The sequence below is a fragment of the Bacillus sp. 22190 genome (genome assembly GCF_052045575.1).
In the GTDB taxonomy this organism is placed as follows: domain Bacteria; phylum Bacillota; class Bacilli; order Bacillales; family Bacillaceae; genus Bacillus; species Bacillus altitudinis.
The window spans coordinates 163,806-178,636 of sequence record NZ_JBQEPF010000007.1; the positions used below are offsets into that span (position 1 = coordinate 163,806).

Sequence of the window (14,831 nt, forward strand, 5' to 3'; positions counted from 1 at the left end):
TTTTTACATAGCTGCTGATATCCTGCCATATTTCTATAAATCCAAAAAAATTCATGTAAGTATCACGCAGAAAAATTCTTCTCCCGCCACCGGTACCCTTACCGAAGCCCTGTTATTTTTAGAGGGGGGGAGCTAGGCAAGCTCTCTTTGCAACATATCTTTTAATGTCTTTTCAATTTCTGTTATGCTATTGATCCTTCCAAACATTGATTCATATCTTTCAATCAAATCTGGCTCTAGCCTAATCGTAACAGCACGATAGCTTCCCTTTCTCTTTTGTTCCATCGAGCGTTCATCTTGTTCCTTCTTAGCTTTAAACGTTCTCTTTACCTTTGTCCAAACCAACGCCCGTACAAACTCCTCCAGCGTCATCCTTGCCTTGTTAGCAGCTTGAACCAATGTTTCCTTTGCTTCCTTATCAAACGAAAAGGTAAGCCAATCCTGTGGGTTTTCCTCTGTTTGTGGTTGTATTAATTCATCCGTCTTATCAAAGCTTTCAATCGCTGTCCGGACAAAAGTTTTATAACCTTGGCTATTCATATGGCATGCAGAGATAACCGCATTATACTCCTGCTCCGTTATCCGTACCTTAACTTTCCCATCATAGGGCTTCTCAGTTGGTTCCTCTTTCTTATGCCATATCCAACCGCTTTTTTTAGGTTCTTTGGTTTCTAGTCGTTCTTTAGTAATCTTCAACTTCACATACCCACTTTCAGTTTCATTAAATTTAATTGTGCTGCCACCTTTTTCGTTTGATAAGAAGCTACCTGACTTCTCCTAGCACCAATTGCTCCCGACTGCTCTTGATCGTCAAATAAGATTTCATCAACAAAGCCATGTCGTAAAGCCTGTTCTGGTGTTAGCCATGTTTCAGCATCAAACATTGACAATAGCTCACCTTCCGTTTTGCCTGTTTTTAATCTGTAGGCATTTGCCAGAGTTTGATTCACGTTCTTTAACACACCCGATATATGATTCATGTCCCTATAATCACCGCTAGCCCCATGAATGGAGGCATTGTGAATCATTATCTGCCCCACAGGGGTGATTCGCACCACATCTCCAGCCATGGCAATAACCGATGCGATACTTGCTGCTAGACCGACAATATTGACCGTTACACGCCCTCCGTTGAGGGAGTAGGCTCTTAAAGCCGAATAGATTTCACTACCAGCGAACACATCTCCGCCACCCGAGTTAATTTCCACCTCTACCGATTGCCCATTAGCCGCAGCAAGGTGATCATGAACAATTTTGGGACTTGTTGCTTCTATATCAAGCCATTCATAAACGGAGTAATCATTGTTTGAGACTATTGCGCCTTTGATCATGATTTTTTTTGCCATTTGGTTGTCCTCTTCTTTCCTCAGTAAAATGTAGGGACAGAAGGCTCATGTTTCATTGCTTCTCTTGCCTCTAGTTCAAGTTGCTTATTTTTCAATTGTTCTAGTTCAAACAAGGCTTTTTCTTTAGCTGTTCCTAGCTGTTTTCCTTCATTCTTTTTTACTTCAAGTGCTTTTTTAAGATACCAATTGTTCTGCCATTCTTTTATCTTTTCTGGATTTTGCTTTCTATAATTTCTCATATACTCTCGATGATAAGCCCGTTTACCTTCTAAGATTAATTCATCCACTTTACACACCTCGCCTAATTTATTATTTATCCTTAATCTTAATTTTCCTAATCTTAAAAATTTTATTCATTATGCAATTTATCAAAGTGTCACCCATTTTAATAAACCTCTACCTATAATGTCTATTCATCCGTTGTGCAATATAACGAAAACTACCTTTATGTGGTTAAACGTGGTTAAATTGTGGCAGGCTTTAACCTTGCAGCCACAATATTTTTTAGCAAACGACCACAAAACCACAATTTTTTCTAAAAATATTCTTACTACTTTTTAGAGCAAGATGATTTTTGTTATCTTTTTTCTATCCGAATATGGTACTGATATTTGAAATAAAAGAACTTACATAAGTTCACTTAAAATTAATTCTATTTATTTTTTTATAAATATATTGTGGTTTTGTGGTTTATTCTGTTAATCCCTTGCGAGAGTAAAACTAAGACCAACCACAATAAAACCACATCGACCACAATCCAGTTAAAGATTGGGCTTTTGTGGTTTTTAATAAAGCTTATTTCTCTTTGAATAACCAATTCGATTTTCCTTTGACACTTGTATTTTTGAAAACTAAGCCATGAAATTCTAAGATAGTTTCTTTTAATTGCTTATTGTTTAAAGGTGTTCCACCGATGTTCTCTTTATGCCAAGTCAGATAATCGTCTCCGTTATTGTCATTGTATACTTGGGGAGAGCGTTTATTAATAAAATAGTCTTTTCCTTTTGAACGAACCCAAGCTAAAGCAGAATTATTTTCTTCATGGTATTGCTCAGTATACTCTTTAACCTTCTTTGAATCCGTAAATTCTCGAAACTCATATAATCGCTTATATGCATCTATAACGAGTTTCAACAAATACTCTAATGCCGCCTGTGATGTTAGTTTTTTCTGAAGATCAGGGTCTTTAACTTTTGGTTTAGCAAACGCTGGACAACTTTTCACCCTTCGTTTCCACGCTTCCCCTTTTTCTAAGGATTTTAAACTATGATTTGTCGTAAAAATCTGAGAAGCTGTAATGGCTTCACTTATAGATTGTTCGTATAACTTCCTAATCTCTATCACATCAAAGGCAGCTAAATTCTTGAGTAACTTCATTTTCTTCGCTTCGATTACCTTGTTTTCAATATCATCGCCAAGGTTCGCTAATTTCCCCCTCATAGTATATAAATACCTTTCGTCAATGATCCGATCTAACGAAAGTGATGAAACATTCTCAGTTCCCAATAAAGCCCGTATGACATTTAGCAATACGCCTTTTCCGTTCTTCCCATCCCCTCTGAAGAACGTAACCCGCTGAAAATCTTCATAGCGCTTTACATCAACGTCTGTAATTAAACAATGAGCAATGGTTTCCATTATAAAATGAGCGTAAGCCTCATCATCTTCCGTAAAGGTACTAAGGAACTTGTCCACAATTGGGACAGGTGCAACATTGGGATAATAAGAAAGGTTAATGTAATAAGGAGTAAAATCTGTATAGTCTATATCCAACCACTGACCGTTATACAAACACCCATTTTTAAATTTGATAACCAAACCAAACGGTGGCACTTTGACTAATGGCGCACAAATTTCTATTTGTCTTATGACTTCGTTTGTATATCTACTCTTTTGACCTTTAAGTTCTTGGGCGACAATACCTTTAACAAAATTGTCGCCTTTACAATAATGATTTCGATCATAAAAGAATAAGGAATCATTAAATTTTACAATTCTTAATTTATCTATCAATTGTCTAGCTACTTCATATTCGTTTTTGTTTTCAACCCTGATGGTGTCATCTTGAATGATAATGTCTAAATCTTTTTGTTGTAATACAACGGTAGGTGAATTGGTATTAATAAACTTTAAAATTCTTTCATGATTATTTAAATGCCTTATTTTGATATTATGAGTGAATAACATATTTTTTCTGTTGTCTATTTCTTTTGTTTCCTGATAATAATCGCTAATCTCTTCATAAAAATACTCTGCACCTTGAATGCAAGTTAAAAAATCGGGTAATTCTTGACGAACACCTTCATTTTCAATATCTTCTTTTTCTACTATTTCATTTTCAGTACATTTGACTATCTCCCATTTAACCTCGAAACCTAAAGCGCATATCCCTTCTGATTCATGATTATAAAATATAGGTTTTTTGAACCACATACGAATACCACTGTCTAACCAACACATTTCAGTTTCAATATTAAACGTATAAATCATATCATCAATAAGATCTAGGTCGGCTTCCGATATATCCACCATTACTTCATATTCACCAGCTGTTTCTCTTGCTTGCATCTAGAAGTTCTCCTTTTATCTCATTCCGATTTAATCGCAATCCACACTTCCACCTTTTTTCCTAACATCAATTGACCAGCGCTTGATATATGTCTCTACTTCTTTACGAGGAAACAACCACTTCTTACCCACTCGCATAGAAGGAAAATCGGGATTGTATATAAATAGCTTTTCTACCGTTGGTCTGCTTAACGACAGCATTTTACATAGTTCTTTCATATCCATAAGCAAGGTTTGTTGTTCCCAATCCTCTAAACGTTTTTGTACTTCTTCAAGATACATCGTTTTTAATTCGTCCTCATTTAAGTTGATGTTGAACATTAGCGAACTCCTTTCAATAAATTATTTACTATTTGCAACCACGTTTGCATAATAACATTTTTTGTTATGCGTTTGCAAACAATCTCGAAAAATGGTTTACTTTTGCAACCAAATGAATTAAAATAAAATAGATTCAAAAAGAAAGAGGGAGATGAAATATTGAAAGCATTTGGAGAGGAATTAAGGCAATTAAGAAAAGAAAAAGGATTTTCTATTAGAAAACTTAGTGAATTGTCAGGAGTTGCACACTCTTACCTTTCTCAAGTTGAAACTGGAAAACGGGGGATTCCAAAAGTTGAAACGCTTGAAAAGATTGCCGCAGGGCTTAATATTCCATTGCCTGATTTGCTAGAGATGGCAGGGTATCTACCAACTGAAACAGTAGGAGATATGCAATATGAAGAATTGGAACATAATCCTTCAGGATATGACCTTTACTATTTACTGGATTCCAATCTTAAGTTATTTTTTCAAAAAAAGCTTATTACAAGGGAAGAAAGAGCAAAAATAAAAAGCATTATAGAAATTGTTTTAAAGGATTGAAAGGGGAAAAGGCAGCATGGCAAACTTCAGAAAGCTTGCTAGTGGAAAATGGCAGGCACGGGTTCACAAGGATGGAAAATTAGTAAGCCTTGGCACATTCAGAACAAAAAAGGAAGCAGAAATTGAAGCAGCAAAAGTTGAAGAAAGAAAATATTATGGGCAAACAATAAATGATCGAAATATGCTTTTTGATGAAGTTGTGAATGATTGGCTTGAACATAAAAAAGCTAATGTAAAGGAATCGACATTTAAACAAATTGAAGTAATTATAAGGAATCACGTTTTGCCTACTTTTGGATATAAAAAAATCATGACGATTCATAGACCTGAAATAAAAAGATGGATTGCAAAATTTGGTGAACTAGACCAAAACGGAAAAGAAAAATATTCATTTGGTTCAAGATTAAAATATCTTTCTGTTATGAAAAGCATCTTACATTATGCCGTTCATGAACTTGAAGTTCTTGAAAAAAATCCGGCTGATAAATTAAGAGTTCCTGTTCAGGATTCTGTCGCCATAAAGAAGGAAAAAGTGAAATATTTCAGCCTTATAGAATTAAATCAGTTATTAGATTTTATGAAAAAATACAAACATCAACGCTTTCCTGATTATCAGCTCTATTACGTGCTTATGTACTTTTTGAGCAAAACCGGTTTAAGGATATCTGAAGCTTTAGCTTTAAGATGGGAAGATATTAATGGTGATAAGATCACCATCGACAAACAAACAAGTCGTGATGATAATAACAATGTAAAATTGACAACATTAAAAAATTCCTCTTCCTATCGCACGATCAAAATAGAACCTGATTTAGTCCGTGAATTAAAGAAGTTCAAATTGAAGCAAAATGAATTAATTTTAGGAAATGAAAGATTTCATAAAAATGAAGATGGTATCATTTTTCAAAATTGTCACGGTCATTATTTAACACCTTCTACGATTCGTGATACCATGCAGGGTTACTGCAAAAAAGCCGGTGTTGATTATAAAGGCACCCATGGCTTTAGACATACTCATGCAGTTCTACTACTTGAATCAGGTGTAAGCCTTAAATATGTATCAAATCGATTGGGGCATAAAACCATCAAAACAACAGCAGATACTTATCTTGATATTACCGAAAAAATAGAAGAAGACGAACTTCAAAAGTTCGCCTCCTATACTAAAAGATAATTTCAACTTGGCACGAATTTGGCACGAAGCCAAGTTGGCACGATATAAAATCCCCTCAAACCCGCGATATATAAAGGTTTTTTGGATATTATCCGATAGAACCTTCCATTTCAAACTTAATCAAACGGTTCATTTCAACGGCGTATTCCATTGGTAGTTCTTTTGTGAATGGCTCGATGAAGCCCATGACGATCATTTCTGTTGCTTCTTCTTCAGAAATTCCGCGGCTCATCAAGTAGAATAGCTGCTCTTCTGATACTTTCGATACCTTCGCTTCGTGCTCTAATGAAATGTTGTCGTTTAAGATTTCATTGTAAGGAATCGTATCAGATGTTGATTTGTTATCCATGATGAGTGTGTCACACTCGATGTTTGAGCGTGCACCCTCTGCTTTGCGTCCGAAGTGAACGATTCCACGGTATGTGACTTTACCGCCTTGTTTGGAAATCGATTTCGATACGATCGTTGAAGATGTGTTTGGTGCAAGGTGAATCATTTTTGCACCTGCATCTTGGTGCTGACCTTTACCTGCTAGGGCAATACTTAATGTCATACCACGAGCGCCTTCACCTTTTAAGATGACCGCTGGGTATTTCATTGTCAGCTTAGAACCGATGTTTCCATCAATCCATTCCATTGTTGCATTCTCTTCACAAATCGTACGTTTTGTCACAAGGTTGAAAACGTTGTTTGCCCAGTTTTGAATCGTTGTATAACGACAGTAGCCGCCTTTTTTCACGATGATTTCAACAACCGCACTGTGAAGTGAGTTTGTTGTGTAAACTGGAGCTGTACAACCTTCTACGTAATGCACGTGTGCGCCTTCATCAACGATGATCAGTGTACGTTCGAACTGACCCATGTTCTCAGAGTTGATTCGGAAGTATGCTTGAAGTGGTGTATCTACTTTTACGCCTTTTGGTACGTAGATGAATGAACCACCAGACCATACAGCCGAGTTAAGCGCAGCAAATTTGTTGTCAGTCGGAGGAATGACTTTTGCCCAGTGCTCACGGAAGATGTCTTCGTTCTCTTTTAATGCACTGTCTGTATCTTTAAACACAATGCCTAAATCTTCAAGATCTTGCTTCATGTTGTGATACACAACTTCAGATTCATACTGAGCAGATACACCTGCTAAGTACTTTTGCTCTGCTTCAGGGATCCCAAGCTTATCAAAGGTTTGTTTGATTTCTTCTGGTACTTCATCCCAAGAACGCTCAGAGCGTTCTGATGGTTTTACGTAGTACGTAATTTCATCAAAGTTTAATGCATTTAAATCTCCGCCCCATTGTGGCATCGGCATGTTGTAAAAGTGCTCAAGAGATTTCAAACGGAAGTCGAGCATCCACTGAGGCTCTTCTTTCATACGAGAAATTTCTTCAACGATCTCTTTTGTCAGTCCGCGCTCTGAACGGAAAATGGAAACGTCTTTATCAGAAAAGCCGTATTTATATTCACCAACATCTGGCATTTTTTTAGCCATCCATTTTCACTCCAATCTTATGATTTGCCGTTATCTTCGGCAGATGCGCCTTTTTCAAGCGCCTTCCAGGATAATGTTGCACATTTGATGCGCGCTGGGAATTTTGCGACTCCCTGCAGCGCCTCAATGTCACCAAGATCAATGGAATCGTCGTATTCTTTTCCTAGCATCATATCGGAGAAAATCTGAGACATTTTCAAAGCTGTTTCAATATCTTTCCCTTTAATCGCCTGCGTCATCATAGAGGCAGATGCCATCGAAATCGAGCATCCTTCTCCTTCAAATTTCGCATCGATGACTTTTTCGTCTTCGATTTTCATCGTGAGACGAATGCGGTCACCACACGTTGGGTTGTTCATATCGACGACAATGCTGTCGTTTAACACACCTTTGTTCCTCGGATTTTTATAATGATCCATAATCACTTGTCTGTACAGTGTGTCTAAGTTTACATTAAAAGACATTCGTAAAATACTCCTTTGTCTTACGGAGCGCTGCCATGAGCTCGTCAATCTCCTCTTCTGTGTTGTACAGATAGAAGCTTGCTCTTGCAGTCGCTGATACACCAAGCCATTTCATGAGCGGCTGTGCACAGTGATGTCCAGCACGAATGGCGACACCTTCCGTATCTAGAACAGTTGAGGCATCATGAGGATGGACGTCGTCTAAGTTAAACGTCACAAGTCCAGCTCGGTGCTGCGGTCCGTAAACCGTGGCACCTTCAAGCTCCTTAAAGCGCTCAAGTGCGTAAGTCGCAAGCTGATGCTCGTAACGGCTGACTTCCTCCATACCGATGTCATTTAAGAAATCAATCGCTTTTCCGAGTCCAACTGCTCCTGCAATAATCGGTGTTCCCGCTTCAAATTTCCACGGCAGCTCTTTCCATGTAGAATCATATAGATCCACAAAGTCGATCATTTCACCGCCAAACTCAGCAGGCTCCATATTATTCAAAAGGTCCTTCTTCCCGTAAAGAACACCAATGCCAGTCGGTCCACACATTTTATGCCCAGAGAAGGCGAAAAAGTCGCAATCCAAGTCCTGAACATCAATTTGCATGTGAGGGGTGCTCTGGGCACCATCGACGACGATAATTGCACCGTGATCGTGAGCAATCTTTGCGATGTCTTTAATTGGGTTGATGGTTCCTAATACGTTTGAGACATGTGTGACAGCAACGATTTTCGTTTGATGTGTGATGGTTTGCTTCACATCTTCAAGCGACAGCGTGCCGTCTTCCTGTAACGGAATATATTTCAATGTGGCGCCAGTTGCTTTTGCTGCCTGCTGCCAAGGGATGATATTCGCATGATGTTCCATATGCGTAATGACGATCTCATCGCCTTCTTTAAGGTTTGCTCTAGCATAGCTGATTGCCACTGTGTTCAGTGCTGTTGTTGTACCTCTAGTAAAAATAATCTCCTGGACAGAAGAAGCGCCAATGAATGCTCGAACTTTTTCTCTTGCACCCTCGTATGCGTCCGTTGCTTTTGTGCCAAGGGTATGAACACCCCGGTGGACGTTCGAGTTGTAAGACCGGTAATACTCATTCATTGCATCAATGACAACTCGTGGTTTTTGAGATGTCGCTGCACTGTCCAAATACACCAAATCATGTCCGTTCACTTGCTGATGAAGGATTGGAAACTGCTCACGAACGTCTTTGATATTCATTATTTTACTTTCCTTTCAATCACAGAAACGAGCTGCTTTTTAACTCCTTCAATCGGCAGTTCTTTGACGACTGGATTTAAGAAGCCATAAATGACAAGTCTTTCTGCATCTTCTTTGGAAATCCCACGGCTCATGAGGTAATAGAGTTGAATTGGATCAACACGCCCAACAGACGCAGCGTGTCCTGCTGTTACATCATCTTCATCGATTAAAAGAATTGGGTTAGCGTCACCGCGTGCTTTCTCACTCAGCATGAGAACACGAGATTCTTGCTCTGCATTTGACTTCGTTGCGCCATGCTCGATTTTACCAATTCCGTTAAAGATAGAGGATGCTTGATCCTTCATGACACCATGCTTCAAGATATACCCTTCAGAGTTTTTACCGAAGTGGATGATGCTTGTTGTGAAGTTTTCCGTTTGATTCCCGCGGCCAACAACAACTGATTTCGTATCTCCGAATGTACCGTCGCCCATAAGCTTTGTGATGTTTTCAGACACAACGTCTCCATCATTCATCAGACCAAGCGCCCATTCGATTTTACTGTCACGACCATTTGCCATACCACGTCTATTCACATAGACTGTCACACCTTCTGCAAGGTTATCCACTGCACCGTAAGTGACGCGGGCATTTGCACCCGTGAAGACTTCAGACACGATATTGAAGATCGCTTCTTCTGGTGTTGCCGTACTGATGTAGTTTTCGACATATGTCACAGCACTATGATCGTCTGCTACAACGATGACATGGTTGAACAACGTTGTTTCGTCATTTTCATGAAGATAAACGGCTTGAATTGGTGCTTCAAGCTCTACGTTTTTCGGTACATAGAGGAAAGCTCCGCCATTCACTAAAGCAGCATGTAGAGCTGTTAGTTTGTGCTCATCCACTTTCACTGCATCAGTCATGAAATATTTCTTCACTAGGTCTCCATGTTCGCGAATCGCAGTATGGATATCAGTGAAGATCACGCCTTTGTCTTTTGCTTCATTAGAAAGAGACAAGTATGCTGGCGTTTGATCACGCTGAATGTAGACTGTCTTATCTGTGTCCTCTAAATCAATAAGAGACTTCACTTCTTCAGGAAGCTCTTCTAAAGATCCAAATGGCGCACTTTCGACTGTATGCTGTTTGAAATTGGTTAAATTCCATTTAGAAATATTCGTTTTGTCAGGCTTTGGCATTGGAAGGTCTTCTGCTTTTTCAAGAGCCTGTAAGCGAAGGGAACTCATCCATGCCGGTTCCTGATGCTTCTCGGAGAAGCTTTTGACATAATCTTGATCTACTGATAATTTCGTTTCTAATGTCATCAATAATCCTCCTAACGCTTACGCTTCTTGACCAACAGTTTCGTCTTCAATTCCTAACTCTTTTTTAATCCAGTCATAACCTTCTGCTTCTAGACGCTGCGCGAGTTCTGGTCCGCCAGATTTCACAATACGTCCTTGCATCATAACATGAACGTGATCTGGTGTGATGTAGTTCAATAGGCGCTGATAGTGAGTGATCATTAAGCAGCCGAAGCTTTCGCCTCGCATTTTATTAATCCCTTTAGAAACAACTTTCAGTGCATCGATATCAAGACCAGAGTCGATTTCGTCAAGGATGGCGATTTTTGGTTCAATCATCATTAATTGAAGAATTTCGTTACGTTTTTTCTCCCCGCCTGAGAAACCTTCGTTTAGGTAGCGCTGTGCCATATCTGGGTCCATTTCAAGGAATTCCATGTTTTCGTCCATTTTGCGGATGAATTTCATGAGAGAGATTTCATCGCCTTCTTCTCTGCGTGCGTTAATAGCCGAACGAAGGAAGTCTGCATTTGTTACACCACTAATTTCAGATGGATATTGCATTGCAAGGAAAAGACCCGCTTGAGCGCGCTCATCTACTTCCATTTCAAGAACATCTTCGCCATCAAGCAAAATGCTGCCTTTTGTCACTTCATACTTAGGGTGGCCCATGATTGCAGCAGATAAAGTAGATTTACCTGTACCGTTTGGTCCCATTACTGCGTGGAATTCTCCACCTTTTATTTCTAGGTTTACACCTTTTAAGATTTCTTTCCCTTCAATCTCAACGTGCAAGTCCTTAATTGTTAATGTCGAAGCAGTCATATATCGATACCTCCAAAATAATCATTATTCTCAATTTATTCTCATTCTAATTTTATAACAAATTAAAAGTGAATACAATACATTCACGACAAGCGTGAGAGGATGCTCTCAAAATTCTAACAAAAAATACAGGTAGATAAAAGGATTTATGTCGAAAAGACTGTTTTCATAAAGAAAGGACGGGAAACTATTCTCCCCGCCCCTTAGCTATCAATAGCCTCGTATATTCATTTTTGCGAGCTGTCTTTTCTCATCTCGATAGGACTGCTCTCGTTTAAGTTCTACTTTCATTCGTAAGTCATGGTCTCTTTCGTACTCTGCATAACTCATGCCATGAGATTGATGCATGGCCTTTTCCATCTCGGCGGTATAATCCAATCCCAGTGTACTCTGGTCCGAACAAATAATAAACCATTCCCTTCTTTGAGTGTAGCTTCATTGTATCAAAGGCATGCTGCTTCACTCAAAAGGGATATAACACGCTATGCTGGCATATTTTCTCACACAACCGGCTGAGAACGACTCAACTCCCTGATTTGGAAAAATACCATCTTATCCTTCCCTTAATGCGTCTGTCCTCCAAATTCATCAATACATTGCTGAACAACTGTGATGCCTTGACTTAGCGCAGCACCGCCGCCAAACGCTGCCGCCACACTGACGACCTCCAGCAAATTCTCTTCTGTTGCGCCTTGGTCGAGCGCTCCCTTTGTATGATAGATCATGCAATATTCATCTTGTGCATGAATGCTGATGCCAAGGGCAATCATTTGTTTTTCTTTTTGTGTTAAGGAATCGCTCTGAAAGCACTGCTCCGTAAATTCATTAAATTTCTTGCCAAACACCGGCATTTTCTTCTGAAATTCACCCATTGCCGTTTTATAATCCGTCAGTGATTGTTGCATCGATCCGCTCATATGTTGTTCATTCATCTTCATTCCATCCCTTCAAGTCATTTGTTCGTTTTTATTATGAGCGAGATTTGAAAAAATACACAAAAAAACCTCGCTTTCATGAAGCGAGGTTTACAAGTTGTTATTCAGATACAGGCAATACTGCACCATCATACTTTTTGTCGATGAATTCTTTGATTTTATCAGAGTGAAGAACTTCCATTAATACCTTGATCTTCTCTGATTTTTCGTCACCTTTGCGAACAGCGACGATGTTTGCATACGGGTTGTTTTTCGTTTGCTCAAGTTCGATTGAATCTTTTTTCGGATTCAATTTATTTTGGATCGCATAGTTAACGTTAATAAATACAGCGTCGCCTTCACTGTTTTCATAAGCTTTCGCTGTTAGTTCAGGAGCGATTTTTTTGAATTTTAGGTTCTTCGGGTTTTCTTTGATGTTTTTGACTGTTGCGTTGATTGTATCTACTTTTGGATCAAGCTTGATCACACCAGCATTTTGTAATAGGGCAAGCATACGTCCTTGCTCAGCTACGTTGTTTGTCATGATGATCGTGCCGCCGTTTGGAATATCTTTTACTGATTTGTATTTCTTAGAGTAGATACCGAAAGGCTCAAGGTGAACGGCACCAGCACTTACTAGGTTGTAATCTTTGTTTGATTTATTTTCTTCGTTTAAGTAAGGGATATGTTGGAAAAAGTTCGCATCCACTTCTTTTTCAGCTAATGCTTTGTTGTACATTTTATAATCGCTCAGTACTTTCACTTTTAGATCGTAGCCTTTTTCTTTTAGAAGTGGTTTTGCTTCTTCAAGGATCTCGGCATGTGGTGTTTTTGAAGCGGCAACCGTGATGGTTTTGTTATCGCTTGCGTTATTTGATGAACCGCAAGCAGCTAAAATGCCTGCAAATGCTAGAAATAGTGCACTTAAAATCAATTTCTTCATGAATAATTCCTCCCTTAACGTTTATCAATTTTATTTGTAATCAAATCACCGATTATTTGAATGATAAAGACGATGATCAGAATAAACACAGTGGCTACAAGTGTGACATCTGTATTACCAGATTGGTATCCTTCTACATAAGCAAGGTCACCAAGTCCGCCTGCTCCAATTGCTCCTGCAATCGCAGTAGAGCCAATCAGAGCAATCGCTGTTACAGTAATTCCTGAAATAAGGGCTGGCAGTGATTCTGGAAGCAATACTTTGAAAATAATGGTCGACGTTTTTGCTCCCATAGATCGTGCTGCTTCAATGACTCCTTTGTCTACTTCACGCAGTGCAATTTCGACAAGACGTGCGTAGAAAGGGGCTGAGCCAATGACAAGGGCTGGTAATGCTGCATTTGGACCTAATATCGTGCCCATAATTAGTTTAGTAAATCCTAATAATAGAATGATTAATATGATAAAGGGAATCGATCTGAAAATGTTGACTACTGCGCCGATGACAGCATTAATTGGTTTGTTTTCCCACAAACCGCCTTTACTTGTCAAAAAGAGCAACAGCCCAAGGATGATGCCGATAGCAAAAGCAAACGCTAATGCAATGAGTGTCATATACACCGTTTCACCCGTCGCGTTCCAAATAACCTCTAGATCAACGTTCGGAAACCATTTCTCAAACATGTGTCATCACCTCGATTTCAACCTGTTTGCTTTGGATATAGGCGATGGCTTTTTCAACTTCGTTCTCGTCTCCATTAATATGGATAAAGAGTGTTCCAAACGCGCCTTCCTGCGTTTGAGAAATCTTTCCTTGCAGGATGTTCACATCGACCTTGAAGGATCGAATGATTTCCGTGATCAACGGCTGTTCGGCAGAATCTCCAATAAAGGACAACCTGACGACCTGACCTTCTTTTACTCTCTCTAGGACGTGCTCGATCGTTTCTTTTGCTTCTTCTGGTTCAGCAAGCTGTTTCACGAATCGCTTCGTCATTTCTTCTTTCGGCTGTCTGAAGACACGTAATACTTCGCCTTCTTCGACAATACGGCCATTCTCCATCACTGCCACACGATGACAAATTTTGCGAATGACGTGCATTTCATGTGTGATCAATACAATGGTGAGTCCTAGTCGTTTATTAATATCGGCTAAAAGCTCAAGGATGGAATCCGTTGTTTGTGGATCAAGCGCAGAAGTGGCTTCGTCACATAGCAGAACTTTTGGGTCATTCGCTAATGCTCTCGCAATCCCTACACGCTGCTTTTGCCCGCCGCTGAGCTGAGACGGATATGCATTTTCTTTTCCTTCTAAACCGACCAATTTAATCAGTTCGTTTGCACGAGCTCTCCGTTTTGACGTTGGTACACCTGCGATCTCGAGCGGAAACATAATATTTTGTCTCACTGTTCTTGACCAGAGCAAGTTAAAGTGCTGGAAAATCATGCTGATTTCTTGTCTTGCTTTCCGAAGTTTCGCATTCGATACTTCATTGATCCGGTTGCCTGCCACTTCAACGATTCCTTCTGTTGGCAACTCCAGACCGTTTAATAGGCGAATCAAGGAGCTTTTCCCAGCGCCGCTATACCCGATAATTCCGAATATTTCACCTTTATCGATATCCAAGTTGACGTCTTTCACGGCATCAACATTTCCGCTTTTTGAAAGATACGTTTTTGATACATTCTGTAAATGGATCACAGTCTGTTCACCTGCTTTCTTGCTGAATCTATAGGTTGCCATCA

Annotated in this window: 17 protein-coding genes; 2 read left to right on the forward strand and 15 right to left on the reverse strand. The window is 39.4% G+C overall.

The annotated features are described in order from the left end of the window. Positions 1–132: 132 nt before the first annotated feature. The 5 genes from ACTJKA_RS12065 to ACTJKA_RS12085 all read right to left on the reverse strand — a co-directional run bounded on the left by ACTJKA_RS12065 (position 133) and on the right by ACTJKA_RS12085 (position 4,235). On the reverse strand, positions 133–696 hold the full coding sequence (locus tag ACTJKA_RS12065) for a hypothetical protein (RefSeq protein WP_411231114.1): 564 nt from the start codon (positions 694–696) through the stop codon (positions 133–135). 2 nt (positions 697–698) lie between these two features. After that, on the reverse strand, positions 699–1,346 hold the full coding sequence (locus ACTJKA_RS12070; protein ID WP_411231113.1) for a head maturation protease, ClpP-related: 648 nt from the start codon (positions 1,344–1,346) through the stop codon (positions 699–701). A 20-nt stretch (positions 1,347–1,366) separates the two neighbouring features. Beyond that, positions 1,367–1,633 carry a hypothetical protein gene (locus ACTJKA_RS12075; protein ID WP_411231111.1) on the reverse strand — a complete coding sequence of 89 codons (267 nt, stop codon included), beginning with the start codon at positions 1,631–1,633 and terminating at the stop codon, positions 1,367–1,369. 508 nt (positions 1,634–2,141) lie between these two features. After that, on the reverse strand, positions 2,142–3,914 hold the full coding sequence (locus ACTJKA_RS12080; protein WP_411231109.1) for a DUF5906 domain-containing protein: 1,773 nt from the start codon (positions 3,912–3,914) through the stop codon (positions 2,142–2,144). Positions 3,915–3,944: 30 nt separating this feature from the next. Continuing rightward, positions 3,945–4,235 (reverse strand): helix-turn-helix domain-containing protein, encoded by a 291-nt coding sequence (locus tag ACTJKA_RS12085; protein WP_411231107.1) that lies wholly within the window; start codon positions 4,233–4,235, stop codon positions 3,945–3,947. A 159-nt stretch (positions 4,236–4,394) separates the two neighbouring features. Between ACTJKA_RS12085 and ACTJKA_RS12090 the strand changes: the two genes are divergently transcribed. Together ACTJKA_RS12090 and ACTJKA_RS12095 are read left to right on the forward strand one after the other, a co-directional pair. Further along, the gene (locus ACTJKA_RS12090) at positions 4,395–4,778 is read left to right on the forward strand and encodes a helix-turn-helix domain-containing protein (RefSeq protein WP_411231105.1); all 384 of its coding nucleotides are present in this window, start codon (positions 4,395–4,397) and stop codon (positions 4,776–4,778) included. Between the two features lie 16 nt (positions 4,779–4,794). Next, positions 4,795–5,952, forward strand: coding sequence for a tyrosine-type recombinase/integrase (locus ACTJKA_RS12095; protein WP_411231103.1), 1,158 nt, complete (start codon positions 4,795–4,797; stop codon positions 5,950–5,952). Positions 5,953–6,040: 88 nt separating this feature from the next. Here the strand turns inward: ACTJKA_RS12095 and sufB are convergent, their stop codons facing one another. The 10 genes from sufB to ACTJKA_RS12145 all read right to left on the reverse strand — a co-directional run bounded on the left by sufB (position 6,041) and on the right by ACTJKA_RS12145 (position 14,787). Then, a complete protein-coding gene (gene sufB / locus ACTJKA_RS12100) occupies positions 6,041–7,438 on the reverse strand; it encodes a Fe-S cluster assembly protein SufB (protein ID WP_017368012.1) in 1,398 nt (465 codons plus the stop codon). Between the two features lie 17 nt (positions 7,439–7,455). After that, complete coding sequence (sufU, locus tag ACTJKA_RS12105; protein ID WP_008347017.1) at positions 7,456–7,902, reverse strand: Fe-S cluster assembly sulfur transfer protein SufU; 447 nt, start codon at positions 7,900–7,902, stop codon at positions 7,456–7,458. Beyond that, a complete protein-coding gene (locus ACTJKA_RS12110; RefSeq protein WP_007500359.1) occupies positions 7,892–9,112 on the reverse strand; it encodes a cysteine desulfurase in 1,221 nt (406 codons plus the stop codon). The genes sufU and ACTJKA_RS12110 overlap by 11 nt, the downstream gene beginning before the upstream one ends. Next, positions 9,112–10,425, reverse strand: coding sequence for a Fe-S cluster assembly protein SufD (gene sufD / locus ACTJKA_RS12115; RefSeq protein ID WP_017359290.1), 1,314 nt, complete (start codon positions 10,423–10,425; stop codon positions 9,112–9,114). The genes ACTJKA_RS12110 and sufD overlap by 1 nt, the downstream gene beginning before the upstream one ends. Positions 10,426–10,443: 18 nt before the next feature. Next, entirely contained in the window at positions 10,444–11,229 is a 786-nt protein-coding gene (gene sufC, locus ACTJKA_RS12120; RefSeq protein WP_007500355.1) for a Fe-S cluster assembly ATPase SufC, read from the reverse strand. A 210-nt stretch (positions 11,230–11,439) separates the two neighbouring features. Next, positions 11,440–11,577, reverse strand: a complete 138-nt coding sequence (locus ACTJKA_RS12125; protein WP_008356693.1) for a hypothetical protein — start codon at positions 11,575–11,577, stop codon at positions 11,440–11,442. Positions 11,578–11,792: 215 nt separating this feature from the next. Next, a complete protein-coding gene (locus ACTJKA_RS12130) occupies positions 11,793–12,161 on the reverse strand; it encodes a carboxymuconolactone decarboxylase family protein (protein ID WP_003212803.1) in 369 nt (122 codons plus the stop codon). Positions 12,162–12,264: 103 nt separating this feature from the next. Next, entirely contained in the window at positions 12,265–13,086 is an 822-nt protein-coding gene (metQ, locus tag ACTJKA_RS12135; protein WP_007500351.1) for a methionine ABC transporter substrate-binding lipoprotein MetQ, read from the reverse strand. Positions 13,087–13,100: 14 nt separating this feature from the next. Continuing rightward, positions 13,101–13,769 carry a methionine ABC transporter permease gene (locus ACTJKA_RS12140; RefSeq protein ID WP_025207943.1) on the reverse strand — a complete coding sequence of 223 codons (669 nt, stop codon included), beginning with the start codon at positions 13,767–13,769 and terminating at the stop codon, positions 13,101–13,103. Then, positions 13,762–14,787: a methionine ABC transporter ATP-binding protein gene (locus tag ACTJKA_RS12145; protein WP_017359288.1), complete on the reverse strand. Its 1,026-nt coding sequence runs from the start codon at positions 14,785–14,787 to the stop codon at positions 13,762–13,764. The genes ACTJKA_RS12140 and ACTJKA_RS12145 overlap by 8 nt, the downstream gene beginning before the upstream one ends. Positions 14,788–14,831: the final 44 nt, after the last annotated feature.